Below are 16,865 nucleotides of genomic sequence, written 5' to 3'. Positions count from 1 at the left end.
CGTCTAATGCATATTTAATATTTCGGTTATTCGCTAAATGAATTTACGTTCGGTCGATCTAAATCTCCTTGTCGTATTACAAGCGTTGCTAGCTGAGCGCCATGTTTCTAAAGCCGCTGAGCGTTTGCAGATGAGTCAGCCTGCTGTGAGTAGGGCTTTGCAGCGATTACGTCAAACACTAGATGATCCCCTCCTTGTCAGAACTGGAAATGGCTATGATCTGAGTGCGCGTGCTGTTGATCTGGAAAAGCAGTTAAAGCCATTGTTACAAGATGTCGCTTCGATAATGCAGCCAGAGGAATTCAATCCAGAACTGGCCGAGGGTGTGGTTAAGCTAACAGGCTTGGATCTAGAGTTGATTCTGCTGATGCCTGATGTGGTAAGAATGCTGCGTGAAAAGGCACCGAAATTACGGGTAGAGATTGTTTCTCAAAGGCCTGAGCATTTTGAATATCTTGCAAGAGGGGAAGTGCACTTTACAATCACGGGACTATCCCCTGATTCTGGGCAGGATCAATTCAGGCGCTTTCCGATTGCGCGAACAGGTCATGTATGTGTGATGGATCAAACCAACCCCTTAGCCTGCCAAAGCACGATCAGTCTGAACGATTACGCGCAGGCTTCCCATGGTCTTGTCTCTATTACTGGGAAGGGGCCTGGGATGATGGATGTTGAATTAGAAAAGTTCGGTTTGAGTCGCAGGGTGATGCTGAGGTTAGCAAGTTTTATGTCGGTTGCGGAGTTTGGCCAGGGGTCTGACTTGATTTTTACACTGCCCGAAGTAATGGCTCAGCATTTGGTGAAAAGCAGCAGCTTAGTTATTAGGCCGCTGCCTATTGAATTTGATCTACCCGAGGTAGTGCTTTACCTCTATTGGCATGAACGTTTTCATCAAGATCCAATGTGCCGCTGGGTGAGATCTCAGCTGTTATCGATTTTTCAGCCTGATCTATAAATGTGAGCCTGACATAAGCTGCATGGTCTCATTACTCCAGCTTAGGGCATCATAATAAGCATCTGCGTAAACTTCTTGGATATGAGGCGGTAGCTTAAAGGCTGATTGGCCGATCATGTAAAAGTTTACTGCTTGTAGTAAACGACCTGCGGAGCCTTCGTAACTTGTCACCGCTTCGACAATCTCATCAGAGACCGATAACTGCTCAAGCAATGATTCTTGACCGATCTCCAGGAGCGCATCCAACATCGAAATAACGCCAGTGATAAAGGCTAGCTCTGAATCGATCTCTTCTGTTCGATATGCCACGCATTCGCACATTCTTGCTGTAATTAAGATCTGTCGGATCAATTCACTCGGTTTATCATCATTGCTAGAGAGGGCAAGTAGGGTGGCCCACTTGTTAATCTCGTTCATGCCTAAGGCAATAATCGCCTGACTTAAACTCTCAATCTTATTAGGTAGGTTATATTGCGCAGAATTCACGATACGTAACAGCTTGAAGGTCAGTTGTGGGTCGCGAGATGAGATGTCTGCTAGTACCGCAGGAGTAACATCTTGATCCTGAAGCGCTGCCAATAGGTGAATTACGATGGCCTGATTGGACGTTAACTTTTTACCTTCGACAAGCGTTGGCTTAGATAGGAATGTACCCTGGAAAAGTCTAAACCCTAGGGCATGGCATCGCTCATACTCATCATGAGTTTCAACATTCTCTGCAAGAGAAACCACCTTGAAAGGACGCATACTTTCCAAGTGGGAAACTATCGCATCGTCTCTATGTTTACGAATATCGACTCGCACCATATGTGCGAGTTTAAGCAGTTCATCATAGTCGCTACTGTAAGTGAAATCATCTAAAACTAAGCGATAGCCTGCATCCACATATTTTTTCAGGGAACCAAGTAATTCAGGCGTGATGTTAGGTTGCTGCTTAACATCCAGAACTAAATTGTGTCGCGATAGACTTGGTAGACTTTCAGTACGAATAAAGCCTTCAGTGACATTCAGAAAAGCAGGTAAGGATTTTAATGTTCCTGAATCATAGATGCTGGTGAAGTTATTGATTAGGACATTACAGGACTCTTGGTCGCCTTTTAGGAACTTGGCTACGGCTTCGCCATGCTCCGACTGATACAAAAGCTCATACGCTACGACATTAAGTTCGCGGTCAAAAATAGGTAGTCGGGCAAGTCCTAGCTGGTTTAAATGTTCTTCCATGTGCATTTATCCTGTTGTTTATTCATACAACAAATCCTAGATCGGTTAACTCTAACAGCATAGCCACTATAAAAGCCATGGCATTAAGAAACCCTTAACAAATTAATCAGTGTTTTTGTTATGTGGTCGTTTCAGTATAGGTTAGATCGTAATTAACGATGGTGGGAATGAAGAGAAATCTGAGGAAGAGTGATCTGGTATCTCAAGCTTGATTTAGGGTATGAATATGAATTTTATTTCTATAAAAACAGAGAGTTAAATAATTGCATTTGCATCTCAAAAAATCACTGGTATACTGCGCGCCTGTCTTGAGTGATCTCGCTCAGGCAAGGCCCTTCAGGCCCGCTATGGTGGCTCTGCTGGTCCTTCCGCAATGATAAATCGTGAACCTGGTCAGGCCCGGAAGGGAGCAGCCACAGCGGTGGATTCATGTGCCGGAATGTGGCTGGTGGAGTCATCACCAACTTATATTTATCCTCTCTATCTTCAAGTTACTAATTAAGATCTATTAGACGCCCTAGTCTGATTACCTTATCTGTTAACTCTATCTCGAAAATAGCAGTTATTCCTCGACAAGCTTCGTCATCCAGCAATCTTTTTCACGTACGTAACTAACATATTGTCATTGTTCACAAGCGCTATCTTGAAGCGCTTTAATTTTCTTTTTTGAAAGATCTATATCAATGTGGATCGGTTTATCCGTTACTCTTCTTCCCGGGCTGGTGGTATTTCTTTTACATAAAATTGGATTGAGTTTTATGTTTGAATTCTGGCGGCGGTCTTGTTTCGCTACTCTTCTTTCTATTCCTGAATATTGTCCATAGTGATAATCAATAATCCATTCTCTTGCGTGTTCCAGTGTGGGGAGGTTTTTACTCATTCTACGGGCTTTTTTGCCGGAAGATTCAACCCAAAAGTAAGTAAATTGATAATCAATGAAATCCTTGACTAGTCTAAGCATTTTCTTTTCCGTGAATAGAATGTTTTAGGTTTCTAAAACGTTATTGAGCGTTTGAATTTTAAATGATCGTTCATATTTTGATCAATTGTTCGAAGTGTGTAGTGCAAGCAATATTAGTTTGTGCTAATTGATCAAGGTCTGATGATTTGATTTGAGGTTGGGATTGTTCTGGTACTACTTTTAATTTGAAGTGGATTCGGCAGGTTTTGATACTTCGCGCTTGAAAGGGGAAATATGCTCAGCAGTTACGAATATTACCCTAGACTTGCTAAGTCATTTGACAGTATTTGCCTTTAATCGATAAAGCACAAAGACAAGAATGCCGAAGGTAATCAGGAAAATATAGGGACAATAGATAATTCCAGCGAGGCCACTGAAACTTGTCACAACGAGTAATAAAATATCTTTTATTTCTTCCATGAGATTAGAACGTCCTTAGTTCTTCCCAAAAATCCAAACGGTCATTTGAATTCTAGCTTAGTTTTATCCCTGATCAAAGCAAGGTTATTCTATTGGACTATGTTTTTACTCTAAGAGTACGAGGTCCATTAGCATTTTCTGGTTGTTCTCCGATCTTAATCAGCGTCAGAATTAAGCCTGATCCTACTACCATCACGATGGCAGACAAATATAAACCTAGGTTGTAGTTCCCCAAGCTCTCGGCCAATAATCCGGTCAGAAATGGCGCGAGGATTTGAGCGCAGCCATAAGCAAGAGTCATCTTACCCATGAACTTAGACGGGTTGCTAGGGAAGAAGTGGCCCGCCATAGTCAGCACGAGGCTAACGCAGGCAACAAAGGTGCCTCCAAACAATATTGCTGATAATGCAATTAATGGAAATGCATCGCTTTGTGTAGGGATCATTATGCCAATGATTTGTAGGCTATAAGCACCCAGAAGAGCTTTTAAATAACCGTACTTGCGTGCGACTCTATCCCATAGAACCACAGCTGGAATCGCAGCAAGCCCTATCAAAACAAAGGATAAGGCACCTTGGCCCTCTAAGCCTTCGAGACCTTCAATGATATCCACGATAAAAGTCGCGCTAACCACATAACCATAACCGGCACAGAAGTATGCTAGTAAGAATAAACGCGTGAATTTTTTGCTAGGTGGATTATCTACAGGTGCCGCCTGAGAGTGATCAGAATGGTTATTAGGATGAGGTATCCATAACCATGCCGGTACGGCGATGATAGCAGCAATGGCAGCAAAGAATAGCCATTGTTGTTGCCAGTTGGCAGAGAATTGTAAAAGCATTTCCACGATGATAGCTGAGACAAATATGCTCATCCCGATTCCAGAAAAGTGGATACCGAGCTCGCCCCTATGACCATTGTTGACCAGCCATTTTAAGATTAGCCCTGAAGAGATGATTAGCCCGCCTGATGCACAGATCCCCGCCACTAAACGCATTAAGGACCATGTATACAGGTCGGTAGATATAACCATTGCGGCGCTTGTCACCACGCTGAGTACCAAATATAGCTTCTGTAACAAGTACTTGTGATGAAGATTGTTTAGGTTTGCCGCTATTAGAACACCAATCATATAGCCAATGTAGTTAACGGTTGCGAGCCAGCCGCCTCCCGTTTCAGTAAGACCTGCTTCTGCCTGCATGATGGGCAATAAAGGTGTGTAGGAAAAGCGGGCGACACCCACTGTGACAACTAAGCTACAGATGCCAGCAAAATAGACCTGACTTTTGGTAAGTGTGGTGTTCATAAGTGATTTTTTGGTTTTATTGTATTTATGTTCAACAACCATAGCGCTTTCTGATAATCTTAAAAAGTGAATCTTTTAGAATTAAAACTTCAATAAAAGAGAACTATATGGAGATTGTAGCGTTACGTACGTTTAAGGCTGTTGTCGATGAAGCAGGCATTAAAGGTGCTTCTGAAAAGCTTAATACTGTGCAATCTAATATCACTACGAGAATTCAGAAGTTAGAAGACGAGCTTGGTTCTAAATTATTCACACGGGTAGGCAGAAAGCTTGAGCTTACAACATCAGGGCAGCTTTTATATAAATATGCTTCCCAGATTTTGCAGCTGGAGTATCAAGCATCCACTGCTATTTTAAAAAACCAAGGGAACTACGAACTGCGTATAGGCATGCCCGAAACTTTTGCTGCGGTTCATCTACCCACGACGCTGAAACAACTTAAGCGTCAACATCCAGAAATCCTTCCTAGAATTTATACAGATACAAGCGACCGATTAGCGCTGGCTATTTTGAACGATAAGTTGGATTGCGCGTTAGTTGGGAATGCTAAGCAACATGAGGACCTGCGGATCTTGCCCGTTGTTCATGAGTCGCTGGTGCTTGTCACGCCTGTAGATGAAGAATATGAGCCTGTGCTGTTTGTCAGGGAAGAGGGCTGTGGTTACAGGAAGTGTGCTTTAGCTTGGCAAGAATTAGGCGATAGATTCACTGATGAGATGATGGTAATGAGTAGTGCTGATGGCATTCTTGGATGTATTGCCGCTGGATTGGGTTACACCGTTATCGGCGAAAATATGGTGACTGGTAGCCGTTATGAAAATGCGCTTAAATCAGTGCCGGTTACTCAAGGACAACAAGGAATAGAGATCTCGGTTATCTATCGAAAAGGCCATCCGCTCGAGCAGGGTATTCTGAACTTTGTCGGTCAGTTTCCAGAATACAAACAATAAAATAGTTATAGGCTTTTGCGTTTGAATTAAAAATCTTGAGTAAGTCACTGGCTTTATAACAATGAAATCATTTTAGAGTTATTGTTTGAATTGTACGTTATTTGCACAGTTTTCCCTTCCGAAATGTATAGATCTTAAGCAGCCTGAAAATAATCTTAATTTTTGATCGATTATTATTGAAAAGCCTCTAAATGATAAATATTATCACCTGCTATTGATTATCCTTTGTATTTAATTCCTTAATCCTAATGTAGTAAGTGCAAATACATGAATAAGCTAAACAGATTTAATTTACGCAGTAAGATCGGTTTGAGTTTCGGTTTTATCTTGTTATTGCTGGTAGCGGCATCGTTTACAGGTATTAAAGGTTTACATCACGCGGAAGATGGCTTTGTTCAGTACCGTGAGTTGGCGCGCGATAGTAATCTTTCTGGGCGCTTACAAGCGAATATGCTGAAAGTGCGCATGTCGGTAAAAAACTTTCTTATCAGCCACGACAATCAATCATTAGAGCAATACGAACAACGTATGGCGCTGATGAATCAGTTTTTAGAGCAATCTAAGCAAGAAATTAATAACCCAGAGCGTAGCCGTTTAATTATGGAAACTGCAACGCTACTAGATGAGTATAAAACGACTTTTCAGAAGGTTGTTCGATTAGTTAAGACTGAAGATGAGTTGTACTACAACACGCTTGCTCAGCAAGGCCCTGTCATGCGTGACAGTATTACTCAATTAAGGAAGTTTGCTAATAATCGTGGCGAGCCTGAATTGGCATTTTTAGCCTCCAATCTGCAGGAAGATTTGCTGTTAGCAAGGCTATATCTTGTTCGCTTTATGGAAAAAAACCATCAAGAAGATTTCCAGATATCGATCAATAAATTGGATGGCTCTCTAACAAAGCATCTGGAAAGCCTGAAAAAGGTGTTCCTGCTCGATAATGAAATACAGTTGTTAGATCGTTTTGCCAAAGCAAGAGATAAATATCTGGCAGCAACCTTGGAGATTCATAAGACAATTGACCTGCGTAATAGTCTAGTGATCGGTAATCTTGATGTGATTGGTCCCCAAGTTGCGAGCAATGTCGAAAAGGTAAAGCTATCTGTTATTGCTGATCAAGATTCTCTAGGGCCAATGCTTCAGTCACACAATCATCAGGGCCTTCTGTCTGTAATCGTGATCTCTGTTATTGCGGTTATTTTGGGCGTTTTCTTTGCGCTTTGGATCACACGCATGATTACACGTCCGATCCTAGAAGCGGTGAGCTATGCGGATACTTTGGCTGAAGGAGACCTTACCCAGGTGCTTGAAACAAGCCGTAAAGATGAAGTGGGGAAGTTGCAGGGTTCTTTAGGGCATACAACTATTAGATTCCGCCAGATGATCACTGAGATCAACCAAGCTGGTTACAACATGAGCATGTCGGCGGAAGAGTTAGCCGCGCTGACAGAACAGGCGCGTGCCGGGACTATGCAGCAGCAGGAAGAGACTGATCAAGTTGCTTCTGCTGTTACTGAGATGGCGTATACGGCTCAGCATGTCGCGGATAATGCATCTAGTGCTGCATCTTCTGCGGACAGTGCTAACCATCAAGTGATGGAAGGCCGTAACAAAATGCAGATTGCGACAGAGGGGATGAATCGTCTTTCTTCGAGCTTGGATAAAACCTCTTCGGAAGTGCAACACCTGCAGCAGAAAACTCGTGATATCAATGCGATTCTTGATGTGATTCGTGAGATTGCAGAACAGACCAACCTTCTTGCCTTGAATGCTGCGATTGAGGCAGCGCGAGCAGGTGAGCAGGGTCGAGGTTTTGCCGTTGTTGCTGACGAGGTGCGCTCCCTTGCACAACGTACTCAACAGTCTACAGAGATGATTCACAATTTGATCGATGATCTACAAGCCCGTGCTAACTTGACGGTGAATGTGGTTAATCAAGGCACGCAAGAAGCTAATCAGTGTATTGAACTGGTTGATCAGGCAGATTCTGCGTTGAATCAGATCAGTATGACAGTTGAGCAGATGAATGAAGTGAACGCTCAGATTGCTAGTTCTGCTGAACAGCAAAGTGTTGTTGCAGATGAAATTAGCCAGAGCTTGAGTAATGTACGTGTGATTGCTGAACAGAGCCGTGTAGCGGCTGATGAGACAGCTAATTCCAGTATCGCGCTAAGCGATGTTGCGGCACGTATGCAGGAAATGGTGCAGCGCTTCAAAGTAAATTAAGTTGTAGGCTTAATCGTGACCAAGGGGTGATTTATCACCCCTTTTTTGTACCTAATCTAAAGTAACCTTTTAATATGTAGGTTTTTCGCTATTGTTATCAAAGAATGGATTTTTGCCCATCTATAAGGGTATCAGGGAGTTAACAGTGGTCGATCAAGCAAACGTAACAAATGCGCCAGTATCTGAGTCTTTAAGTCAGTTAATGTCTTTAGCTGCCTTCAATGAGGCTACAGCAATTGCGCTAAAGCTAGATGCTAAATATCTAGAGAATGTTTTTAATCTCTACTGGGAAAGTGCACAGCGCGAGATTAACGAGATCGGCCAGGCGCTTGATGACGCCGATCAAATACAACTAAGAAAAGTCGCGCATTCTCTAAAAGGTTCGTCTCGTATGTTAGGCGGTGAAAGGTTAGGTGCTTTGGCCGGTTTTGTAGAAGAAAAAGCTAAGCAAAATGAGAGTGTTCTAGAGCCTCAGCTCTTGGATTGCTTGAATACTAGTTTAGCTGAGTTTAAAAGCGCAGTGCTTCAGTCCAATTTACTCACTTAATTGCTTGTTACGATCCGAGTAAATTGAGTACGAGTCCTCGATTGGCATTGGCTTGCGCTTGAAGTGCGATGCCCACATCTTGTTGGATAAGGGCGCTGGCACGTTCTGATGCTGTTTGAGCAAAGTCTGTGTCACCAATTACAGAAGCTGCTGAGGCTTCATTGATATTGGTTTCGGTAAGTCTATTGATCGTGCTATCTAATCTATTTTGGTTTGCGCCAATTTCACCCGATACCGTCGCTAAAAACGACTGACTTTGATCGATAATATCCAGAGCACCTGCGTCGCTAATATCTAAAGAGAACAGGCCATTACCATCAAATTCATCACTAACATTGAAGGTGGTAACGTTTTGAGAGTCTTCTGTTCCAGGGCCTGTTTGTAGGCGAAGCTGGCCATCCTCGGCGAGTAATGATTGGCCGTTAAAAGTACTTTGTCCAAGGGTATCCTGTATCCCACTTAATAGGGCATCTGCTTCACTTTGCAGGGCTGCACGGTCGCTATCGTTGAGAATGCCATTTTGAGCTTGAACGGATAGTTCTCGAATACGTTGCAGTGAATCATTGACTTGATTTACCCCACCATCAGCAATCTGAAGTGCGGAGACGCCATCAAGACTATTGCGAATGGCTGCACTGTTACCCCTGATTTGTGTCTGAAAATCAATAAGTACCTGCAGGCCTGCAGGGTCAACTGCCGCAGTATTGATTCGCTTACCGGAAGCTAGCTGTTCTTCCGTTTCATTTATCCGGTTCTGGATCTGATTGAATTGATAAGAAGGGCTGGTCGAGAAACCGGTAGGATTAATAGGCATAAAACTCTCCTGACTTAACTTAGTCAGTATAGTCTTCTTTCATAGAACTTGAGTTGATTTCTGTTCACGTGAAATGGATAAAAAAAGGGCGCACAAATGTGCGCCCTGAAATCTTGCAATGGAATAAACACGGACGAGTACAAAACCGTTGTACTCTTAAACTCTAGGTAAAGAAGCAGCCCTAAAGTAAAACTAATAATAGGTATAAAAATTTGTGGTGCCAATGGTTCCTTAGTGTCCATTAATTAATCAGGGACATTTACACCTTTATGACCACGTATATTTGTTATCGGTGAAAAAAGGTAAATCTAAGAAATGAAATAAATAAAGCTGCTCGAAAGGCAGCTTTATCAGAGTTTTTGCAACAGGCACATAGCACTGCTTAAGACTCAACAGGCATCTTACAGATATCAGGGTGTTGTTCTAAGGTACTGATTAGTAGTTCCATCTCTTCTTGAGTGCCAATCGATATACGCAGGTAATTATCGATACCTGGTTTGCTGAAGTAGCGTACCAAAACTTTTTTCGTGCGTAGGAAACCCATTAATTCAGCGGCTTCTATAAAGCGGTGTGTGCTGAACAGGAAGTTCGTTTTAGATGGCAAGCTGATAAAGCCTAACTCTTCTAAACGATTGACCGTCCACTCACGGGTCTCGATAATCTTTTTCGTAGTCGCTTCGAAGTAGTCATTATCTTCAACAGCGGCAACGGCTGATTCAATTGCTAGCATATCTAGTGGGTAAGAGTTAAAGCTATTTTTAACGCGTTCTAAACCTGCAATCAGATCTTCGTGACCAATCGCGAATCCAACACGCATACCCGCAAGAGAACGAGATTTAGAGAAGGTTTGAATAACCAAAACATTGTCATATTGTTTCGTTAATTCGATAGCACTAGAAGCGCCAAAATCAACATAGGCCTCATCAACCACAATGACGGTTTCAGTATTGCGCTGAGCCAATGCTTCAATTTCACCCAGCTCGATTGCACGGCTAGTCGGCGCATTCGGGTTAGCGAAAATGATACCGCCATTAGGCTGGTTATAGTCTTCGAGGTTTAGCTCAAAGTTCTCACCTAGGGGTAACAGCTTGAATTCGATATCAAATAGGTTGCAGTAAACCGGATAGAAGCTGTAAGTGAATTCCGGCATCAGCAGTGGTTGTTCTTGTTGGAAGAACGCAGCAAAGGTATGAGCAAGTACCTCATCCGAACCGTTACCAACAAAGACATTCTTACGCTCGACTTCAAAGTGGCTAGCAAGCGAATCTTTTAATTGGGTGCAATCTGGGTCGGAGTAGAGTCGTAACCTAGCTGTATCAAAGTTATTGATCACCGCGGCCGCCTTCGGTGAAGGAGGATAAGGATTTTCGTTGGTGTTTAACTTGGTGATACCGCTTTCTTTAGGCTGCTCGCCCGGCACGTAAGGTGTTAGACGCTGAATTGCGTCACTCCAATATTTGCTCATTATTGATCCGTAATACTCAAGGACAGCGATATGCTGTGTTATTTGGCATGAGTGAATAATTTCGCAGAAGGATAGCAGAATTTGCTTACGCGTTTAACAACAGACTGGTTTGTTAATCTAAAACAAAAATATTTATACCGTTATCTTGTTTGTGATTTTGTGAGGTTACATTCCACGGTTAACAGCCGAGTGGGGAGGCTCGACTGTTAGTTAAAATTCGGATTTGTGGTGGCTGATATTAGTTAGGCACAATGTCGGCTAATAAACATGGCTGTTACTGTATCCATGGTATTTATATGATTTACAAACCAAGGAATAACCGTGTCTTTAAGGTAGCTGTTTAATTCTGCGCGGTCATGGTTTGCTTGCCATTGTTGTTGCGTCTCGCGCATCTCTTGTAAAACGCGCTCATGCTCACCTTTGTGGCATGTATAGGGTGGGAAGTTGATTCGTATCATCTGTTCTTCTTCGCGGGCGAAGTGCTCGGCATTGTGTTGGTAAAAGCCTGATAAAGCACCATCAACTTCACTGTCATTCCCTGTTTCCAAAGTGTCGAATAACTGATTAAGAAGGGTGATAGCTTCTGCATGATCATCGTTCATAAAATCAACCGCGACTTGTGGGATATCAGTTACTTCAACTTGCATAGGTAAGTCCTCTCTATTGGAAACGCAAATCCATCTTATCTCTTCATCGCTTTATGGATATTGATATCAGTCAATAAACATATATCTAAAATACATTTAAATGACCTCAAACTTTATAGGTGTTAAGGGATTAACCATTTTATCTGGGTGACTGGTTAGTCTTTATCCCTCTATACATTTGAATGATTTGTTTAACTCGTTGAAATATAAGAGGAATGCTTTTTGGCCCGAACCTTGCCAATAGATGACTGAACAAAAAAATAAAAATGTTACACGTAGTTATGCATAGCTAATAAAAATGAGGGCATAGCTGTGGTGGCTGGCATTGGCGGAGAGACATATGTCACAAATTGAAACCTTCTATGAGGTTATGCGACGTCAGGGTATTACGCGTCGTAGCTTCCTGAAATATTGTAGTTTAACAGCTGCAGCCTTAGGTTTAGGACCAACATTTGCGCCTAGAATTGCGCATGCAATGGAAACCAAAGAGCGCACACCGGTAATTTGGTTGCATGGTTTAGAGTGTACTTGCTGTTCTGAATCGTTTATTCGTTCGGCTCACCCATTGGTAAAAGATGTTGTCCTATCCATGATTTCTTTGGATTATGACGACACCTTGATGGCTTCAGCAGGTCACCAAGCGCAGGAAATTCTTTATGAAACGATGGAAAAATATAAAGGTAAATATATCCTTGCCGTAGAAGGTAATCCGCCACTAAACGAAGATGGCATGTTCTGCATCTCTGGTGGTAAACCTTTTGTTGAAAAACTGAAGTATGCAGCGAAGGATGCTGCTGCCATCATCGCGTGGGGCTCTTGTGCATCTTGGGGCTGTGTTCAAGCAGCACGTCCAAATCCAACTCAAGCAGTTCCTATCCATAAAGTTATTACCGATAAACCAATTATCAAAGTACCAGGTTGCCCTCCAATCGCTGAGGTAATGACTGGAGTTATTACCTATATGCTGACGTTCGGCAAAATGCCAGAGCTAGACCGTCAAGGCCGTCCAAAAATGTTCTACAGCCAGCGTATTCACGATAAGTGTTATCGCCGTCCTCACTTTGATGCAGGTCAGTTCGTCGAAGAGTGGGACGATGAAGGCGCACGTAAAGGTTACTGTCTTTATAAAGTGGGGTGTAAAGGTCCGACTACTTACAACGCTTGTTCTACGGTGCGTTGGAATGAGGGCGTCTCTTTCCCAATTCAGGCAGGCCACGGTTGTATTGGTTGTTCTGAAGATGGTTTCTGGGACAAAGGCTCGTTCTATAACCGTTTAACCGATATTCATCAGTTTGGTATCGAGAAAAATGCAGATGAGATTGGTATGGCTGTAGCGGGTGGTGTTGGTGCGGCTGTTGCTGCGCATGCGGCGGTCAGCGCGGTTAAGCGTGCTCAGCATAAAGGAGATCAGGAATAATGAATAAGCCATTTAATGCGAGTGATTTAGATAACAGTGGCCGACGCATTGTTGTGGACCCTGTAACCCGAATTGAAGGGCATATGCGTTGTGAAGTGAATGTTGATGAAAACAACATTATTCGTAACGCCGTTTCAACGGGGACAATGTGGCGTGGACTTGAAGTGATCTTAAAAGGTCGTGATCCACGTGATGCTTGGGCCTTTGTCGAGCGAATTTGTGGTGTTTGTACTGGCACACATGCACTGACATCAGTACGTGCAGTAGAAGATGCGCTAGGTATCCAAGTGCCTTTGAATGCTCACCTTATCCGTCACATGATGGATAAAACCTTGCAGATTCATGATCACATTGTACATTTTTATCATCTACACGCGTTGGACTGGGTGAATCCAGTAAATGCTTTGAAAGCTGATCCTAAGGCTACATCTGAACTGCAGCAAATGGTTTCTCCTCATCATTCGAAATCTAGCCCAGGTTATTTTAAGGATGTACAAACTCGTCTGAAGAAGTTCGTTGAAAGTGGTCAACTAGGTCTGTTTGCTAACGGCTATTGGGATAACCCTGCTTATAAGCTTCCGCCAGAAGCTGATTTAATGGCGGTTGCTCACTACTTGGAAGCATTAGATTTCCAAAAAGAAGTGGTAAAAATTCATACCATCTTCGGTGGTAAAAATCCGCACCCTAACTACATGGTAGGTGGTGTGCCATGTGCGATTAACTTGGATGACGTTGGTGCTTCAGGTGCACCAATAAATATGACTAGTTTGAACTATGTGTTAGAGCGTATTCGTGAAGCACAAGAGTTTACTAAGAACGTATACATCCCTGATGTTATGGCAATTGCTGGTATCTACAAAAATTGGTTGTACGGTGGTGGTTTAGCTTCAGAGAACCTTCTGTCTTACGGTACTTACACGCAAGTGCCATATGACAAATCTACAGATCTGTTGCCTGCAGGTGCGATTGTTAATGGTAATTGGGATGAAGTGCATCCAGTTGATGTACGTGACCCAGAACAGATTAAAGAGTTTGTTGATCACTCTTGGTATCGTTACGAAGGTGAGAAACAGGGCTTGCACCCATGGGAAGGTGAAACAGAGCCTAGCTTCGAACTTGGCCCTAATACGGTGGGTACTAAAACTGATATTAAAGAACTGGATGAATCTGCGAAGTACAGCTGGATTAAAGCTCCGCGCTGGCGCGGTCATGCGATGGAAGTAGGGCCTCTGGCTCGCTATATCATTGCGTATGCTTCTGGTACTGAGCATGTTAAGGAACAAGTTGATCGTTCGCTATCTGAATTCAATCAGTCTACGGGGTTGGATCTGGGTATTAAGCAGTTTTTACCGAGTACATTAGGCCGTACATTGGCACGTGCACTTGAATGTCAGCTTTGTGCAGACACTATGTTGGATGATTGGTATCAACTGGTTAACAACATTAAAGCGGGTGATAGCTCGACTGCTAATGTTGAAAAATGGGATCCAAGTAGTTGGCCGAAAGAGGCGATGGGAGTCGGTATTAACGAGGCTCCTCGTGGTGCTTTGGGTCACTGGATTAAGATCAAAGATGGGAAAATCGATAACTATCAAGCGATTGTTCCTACAACTTGGAATGGTTCACCTCGTGATAGCAAAGGCAATATTGGTGCATTCGAAGCTTCCTTGCTGGATACGCCAATGGAGCGCCCTGATGAGCCCGTTGAAATTCTTCGCACCCTGCATAGTTTTGACCCATGTCTTGCGTGTTCAACACACGTTATGTCTGAAGATGGTCAAGAGCTGACTAAGGTGAAAATTCGATAAGAATAGCGGCGCTGTGAACTCAGCGCCTAAATTCAGGAGGTTATTTATATGACTGCATCGGTTAAACCTACCAAGTCAGATAGAGCTCAGGAAGTCGCTTCAGATCAAGTTGTCGGAGAGTCAGTTATTACCCGTAAACAAACCGCTGTGTATGTGTATGAAGCACCATTGCGTTTGTGGCACTGGGTTACCGTCTTTTCGATAATTACCCTTTGTGTAACGGGCTATTTTATTGGTGTTCCTTTACCAACGATGCCGGGTGAAGCAATCGATAATTACCTGATGGGGTACATTCGTTTCGCACATTTCACGGCTGGCTATATCGTAACCATTGGATTCTTGGGCCGTATTTATTGGGCGTTTGTAGGCAACCATCATGCGCGTGAACTGTTTGTACCGCCGTTCTTTAGCAGTAAATTCTGGAAAGAAGCCTGGCATGAAGTGCGCTGGTATCTTTTTTTGGAGAAAACTCCGAAGAAATATATCGGCCACAATCCACTGGCTCAGGTGGGTATGTTTTTCTTCTTTGTTCTTGGAATGCTGTTCATGATCGTCACAGGCTTTGCCTTATACAGCGAAGGCCTTGGTCAGGGCAGTTGGGCAGATACGATGTTTGGCTGGGTTATACCGCTAATGGGGCAGAGTCAGGATGTACATACTTGGCACCGCCTCGGTATGTGGTATCTGATTACGTTTATCTTGATCCACATATATGTGGCGATTCGTGAAGATATTATGTCTCGTCAAAGTTTGATCTCAACCATGATCGGTGGTTGGCGGATGTTTAAGGACGACCGTCCAGATTAATTTTGGGTAATGAGTATCTGAAAACCGGGCAATAGCCCGGTTTTTATCTGCAGGTTAGGGCCGTAAGCATGTTAAAAGCTACCAGTCACTGCTAACGCCAATGTATCCAGTATGTGTATTCAATTCGGTTTGAAAGATTAAGCGTTTGTTGAAAGTTAGAGCTAGGGGAGTCTGAACACTGAAAACCGGTAAATTCAGGTTCGCTCCAGCCAGTCATTCCTCCCATATAATCTCTGCGATAGCCCCAATGACCACAAGATAAAACAGTATCGAACTGACTTTCTCTCTCGCAGACCGCACAGGTTTCAAACTGAACCTCAATATCCTTGCCTTCAATCCCCCAACTATCGGAAACATAGGGTGTGTCATAAAGCGCAACAGAAGAATCGCGGTACGGCCGCCCTTGCCAAGGTTTATCTGAATCATCTACGGGTGTTTTATGTAGGCCGTAACCGTGCTCAAGAGGGGCACTGTCATAAAAAGGGTTGGTGAATTGATCAGGTACATCAATCTGAATGCGCTTCTCTCCGGGAAGAAGTTTGGCTGTTGTTCTGCGTATTTGTAAGAGTCTAAAGCGATCGCAATCTGCCAGATTTAGACCTTCCACTTGTCCACTAAAGTTATTGATTAAATGTATTTCTATACCTATCCCGGTGGCGTTGTCACTCGCAATGTACTGGGCATTACTTCGACTACTGTGATACCAAGGTTTGGAAAGGATTAGTGAACCAATCGGCTCATTTTTAAAGGTAATAGGGCAGGTGTGTCCTTCGACCAAATCTGCAGCCGCGAGGAAATTTGAAGTTATTAATATAGTAACTGTTGTAATAAATACCTTGTATGTCATATTTACTCCAATCAGGTCAGACTGAATTGGTTGCTTTTAACGAAGGTACATACAAAGCATAGACACTTTCAGGATTTTGCAAGTTTTCAAATCAAGAGGATGTGAAATGAGTTCTGCGCACAATCAAATTAATTACATTGAGTTTCCGGCTAGTAATTTAGGAAACACTAAGCGCTTTTACTCTGATCTTTTTGATTGGAAGTTTACCGACTATGGGCCTGAATATAGTGCTTTTGAGGGTGCAGGATTGGCGGGTGGTTTTTACAAAGCCGATCTTAAATCAAATTCAAGCAATGGTGCTGCACTGGTGGTTTTGTATAGTACAAACCTCGAGGCGAGTCAGGCACTAATCGAGTCAGCTGGTGGTGAGATCAAAGTACCAATTTTCAGTTTTCCCGGCGGTCGACGTTTTCATTTTCTTGATCCAAATGGCAATGAATTGGCTGTTTGGTCAGATAAAGAATAAAACCGATA

15 protein-coding genes and 1 other RNA gene are annotated in these 16,865 nt (G+C 43.1%); 9 read left to right on the top strand and 7 right to left on the bottom strand.

Translation table 11 applies throughout. From position 1 onward, the window contains the following. Positions 1-37: 37 nt before the first annotated feature. Entirely contained in the window at positions 38-955 is a 918-nt protein-coding gene (locus ACMXYV_RS10080) for a LysR family transcriptional regulator (protein ID WP_415888370.1), read from the top strand. Here ACMXYV_RS10080 and ACMXYV_RS10075 read toward each other — a convergent pair. Further along, entirely contained in the window at positions 950-2,176 is a 1,227-nt protein-coding gene (locus ACMXYV_RS10075; protein WP_415888369.1) for an EAL and HDOD domain-containing protein, read from the bottom strand. The genes ACMXYV_RS10080 and ACMXYV_RS10075 overlap by 6 nt on opposite strands. A gap of 357 nt (positions 2,177-2,533) precedes the next feature. Here ACMXYV_RS10075 and ffs point away from each other — a divergent pair. Beyond that, positions 2,534-2,630: signal recognition particle sRNA small type (gene ffs, locus ACMXYV_RS10070), an RNA gene on the top strand. A gap of 168 nt (positions 2,631-2,798) precedes the next feature. Here ffs and ACMXYV_RS10065 read toward each other — a convergent pair. After that, entirely contained in the window at positions 2,799-3,137 is a 339-nt protein-coding gene (locus ACMXYV_RS10065) for a hypothetical protein (RefSeq protein ID WP_415888368.1), read from the bottom strand. A gap of 517 nt (positions 3,138-3,654) precedes the next feature. Beyond that, on the bottom strand, positions 3,655-4,905 hold the full coding sequence (locus tag ACMXYV_RS10060) for a YbfB/YjiJ family MFS transporter (RefSeq protein WP_415888367.1): 1,251 nt from the start codon (positions 4,903-4,905) through the stop codon (positions 3,655-3,657). A gap of 65 nt (positions 4,906-4,970) precedes the next feature. Between ACMXYV_RS10060 and ACMXYV_RS10055 the strand changes: the two genes are divergently transcribed. The 3 genes from ACMXYV_RS10055 to ACMXYV_RS10045 all read left to right on the top strand — a co-directional run bounded on the left by ACMXYV_RS10055 (position 4,971) and on the right by ACMXYV_RS10045 (position 8,586). Beyond that, the gene (locus tag ACMXYV_RS10055) at positions 4,971-5,813 is read left to right on the top strand and encodes a LysR family transcriptional regulator (RefSeq protein WP_415888366.1); all 843 of its coding nucleotides are present in this window, start codon (positions 4,971-4,973) and stop codon (positions 5,811-5,813) included. Positions 5,814-6,080: 267 nt separating this feature from the next. Continuing rightward, complete coding sequence (locus ACMXYV_RS10050) at positions 6,081-8,039, top strand: methyl-accepting chemotaxis protein (RefSeq protein WP_415888365.1); 1,959 nt, start codon at positions 6,081-6,083, stop codon at positions 8,037-8,039. Between the two features lie 145 nt (positions 8,040-8,184). Further along, the gene (locus ACMXYV_RS10045; RefSeq protein ID WP_415888364.1) at positions 8,185-8,586 is read left to right on the top strand and encodes an Hpt domain-containing protein; all 402 of its coding nucleotides are present in this window, start codon (positions 8,185-8,187) and stop codon (positions 8,584-8,586) included. A 7-nt stretch (positions 8,587-8,593) separates the two neighbouring features. Here ACMXYV_RS10045 and ACMXYV_RS10040 read toward each other — a convergent pair whose 3' ends face one another. From ACMXYV_RS10040 to ACMXYV_RS10030, 3 genes are all read right to left on the bottom strand, one after another. After that, positions 8,594-9,400, bottom strand: coding sequence for a flagellin (locus tag ACMXYV_RS10040; RefSeq protein ID WP_415888363.1), 807 nt, complete (start codon positions 9,398-9,400; stop codon positions 8,594-8,596). A 382-nt stretch (positions 9,401-9,782) separates the two neighbouring features. Further along, entirely contained in the window at positions 9,783-10,865 is a 1,083-nt protein-coding gene (hisC, locus tag ACMXYV_RS10035; RefSeq protein ID WP_415888362.1) for a histidinol-phosphate transaminase, read from the bottom strand. A gap of 242 nt (positions 10,866-11,107) precedes the next feature. Continuing rightward, positions 11,108-11,512 carry a bacteriohemerythrin gene (locus tag ACMXYV_RS10030; protein WP_415888361.1) on the bottom strand — a complete coding sequence of 135 codons (405 nt, stop codon included), beginning with the start codon at positions 11,510-11,512 and terminating at the stop codon, positions 11,108-11,110. 340 nt (positions 11,513-11,852) lie between these two features. Here ACMXYV_RS10030 and ACMXYV_RS10025 point away from each other — a divergent pair, with 340 nt between their 5' ends. The 3 genes from ACMXYV_RS10025 to cybH are packed head-to-tail and all read left to right on the top strand — an operon-like array spanning position 11,853 to position 15,544. Continuing rightward, the gene (locus ACMXYV_RS10025; RefSeq protein WP_415887894.1) at positions 11,853-12,929 is read left to right on the top strand and encodes a hydrogenase small subunit; all 1,077 of its coding nucleotides are present in this window, start codon (positions 11,853-11,855) and stop codon (positions 12,927-12,929) included. After that, positions 12,929-14,737: a nickel-dependent hydrogenase large subunit gene (locus ACMXYV_RS10020; RefSeq protein WP_415888360.1), complete on the top strand. Its 1,809-nt coding sequence runs from the start codon at positions 12,929-12,931 to the stop codon at positions 14,735-14,737. Before ACMXYV_RS10025 ends, ACMXYV_RS10020 begins: the two co-directional genes overlap by 1 nt. Before the next feature lie 48 nt (positions 14,738-14,785). Then, positions 14,786-15,544 carry a Ni/Fe-hydrogenase, b-type cytochrome subunit gene (cybH, locus tag ACMXYV_RS10015; RefSeq protein WP_415888359.1) on the top strand — a complete coding sequence of 253 codons (759 nt, stop codon included), beginning with the start codon at positions 14,786-14,788 and terminating at the stop codon, positions 15,542-15,544. 91 nt (positions 15,545-15,635) lie between these two features. Here the strand turns inward: cybH and ACMXYV_RS10010 are convergent, their stop codons facing one another. After that, complete coding sequence (locus tag ACMXYV_RS10010; RefSeq protein WP_415888358.1) at positions 15,636-16,391, bottom strand: hypothetical protein; 756 nt, start codon at positions 16,389-16,391, stop codon at positions 15,636-15,638. A 106-nt stretch (positions 16,392-16,497) separates the two neighbouring features. Here ACMXYV_RS10010 and ACMXYV_RS10005 point away from each other — a divergent pair, with 106 nt between their 5' ends. Beyond that, a complete protein-coding gene (locus ACMXYV_RS10005; protein WP_415888357.1) occupies positions 16,498-16,857 on the top strand; it encodes a VOC family protein in 360 nt (119 codons plus the stop codon). Positions 16,858-16,865: the final 8 nt, after the last annotated feature.

The sequence above is a fragment of the Neptuniibacter sp. SY11_33 genome (assembly GCF_047778025.1).
GTDB lineage: Bacteria > Pseudomonadota > Gammaproteobacteria > Pseudomonadales > Balneatricaceae > Neptuniibacter.
Note: the sequence above shows the minus strand (reverse complement) of the source record. Positions and strands in the feature narration are given on the sequence as shown.

Excerpts from the sequence above, each read along its gene's own strand:
- ACMXYV_RS10080 (WP_415888370.1), top strand. The coding sequence starts at position 38 with ATGAATTTACGTTCGGTCGATCTAAATCTCCTTGTCGTATTACAAGCG.
- ACMXYV_RS10075 (WP_415888369.1), bottom strand. The coding sequence starts at position 2,176 with ATGGAAGAACATTTAAACCAGCTAGGACTTGCCCGACTACCTATTTTT.
- ACMXYV_RS10065 (WP_415888368.1), bottom strand. The coding sequence starts at position 3,137 with ATGCTTAGACTAGTCAAGGATTTCATTGATTATCAATTTACTTACTTT.
- ACMXYV_RS10060 (WP_415888367.1), bottom strand. The coding sequence starts at position 4,905 with ATGGTTGTTGAACATAAATACAATAAAACCAAAAAATCACTTATGAAC.
- ACMXYV_RS10055 (WP_415888366.1), top strand. The coding sequence starts at position 4,971 with ATGGAGATTGTAGCGTTACGTACGTTTAAGGCTGTTGTCGATGAAGCA.
- ACMXYV_RS10050 (WP_415888365.1), top strand. The coding sequence starts at position 6,081 with ATGAATAAGCTAAACAGATTTAATTTACGCAGTAAGATCGGTTTGAGT.
- ACMXYV_RS10040 (WP_415888363.1), bottom strand. The coding sequence starts at position 9,400 with ATGCCTATTAATCCTACCGGTTTCTCGACCAGCCCTTCTTATCAATTC.
- hisC (WP_415888362.1), bottom strand. The coding sequence starts at position 10,865 with ATGAGCAAATATTGGAGTGACGCAATTCAGCGTCTAACACCTTACGTG.
- ACMXYV_RS10030 (WP_415888361.1), bottom strand. The coding sequence starts at position 11,512 with ATGCAAGTTGAAGTAACTGATATCCCACAAGTCGCGGTTGATTTTATG.
- ACMXYV_RS10025 (WP_415887894.1), top strand. The coding sequence starts at position 11,853 with ATGTCACAAATTGAAACCTTCTATGAGGTTATGCGACGTCAGGGTATT.
- ACMXYV_RS10020 (WP_415888360.1), top strand. The coding sequence starts at position 12,929 with ATGAATAAGCCATTTAATGCGAGTGATTTAGATAACAGTGGCCGACGC.
- cybH (WP_415888359.1), top strand. The coding sequence starts at position 14,786 with ATGACTGCATCGGTTAAACCTACCAAGTCAGATAGAGCTCAGGAAGTC.
- ACMXYV_RS10010 (WP_415888358.1), bottom strand. The coding sequence starts at position 16,391 with ATGACATACAAGGTATTTATTACAACAGTTACTATATTAATAACTTCA.
- ACMXYV_RS10005 (WP_415888357.1), top strand. The coding sequence starts at position 16,498 with ATGAGTTCTGCGCACAATCAAATTAATTACATTGAGTTTCCGGCTAGT.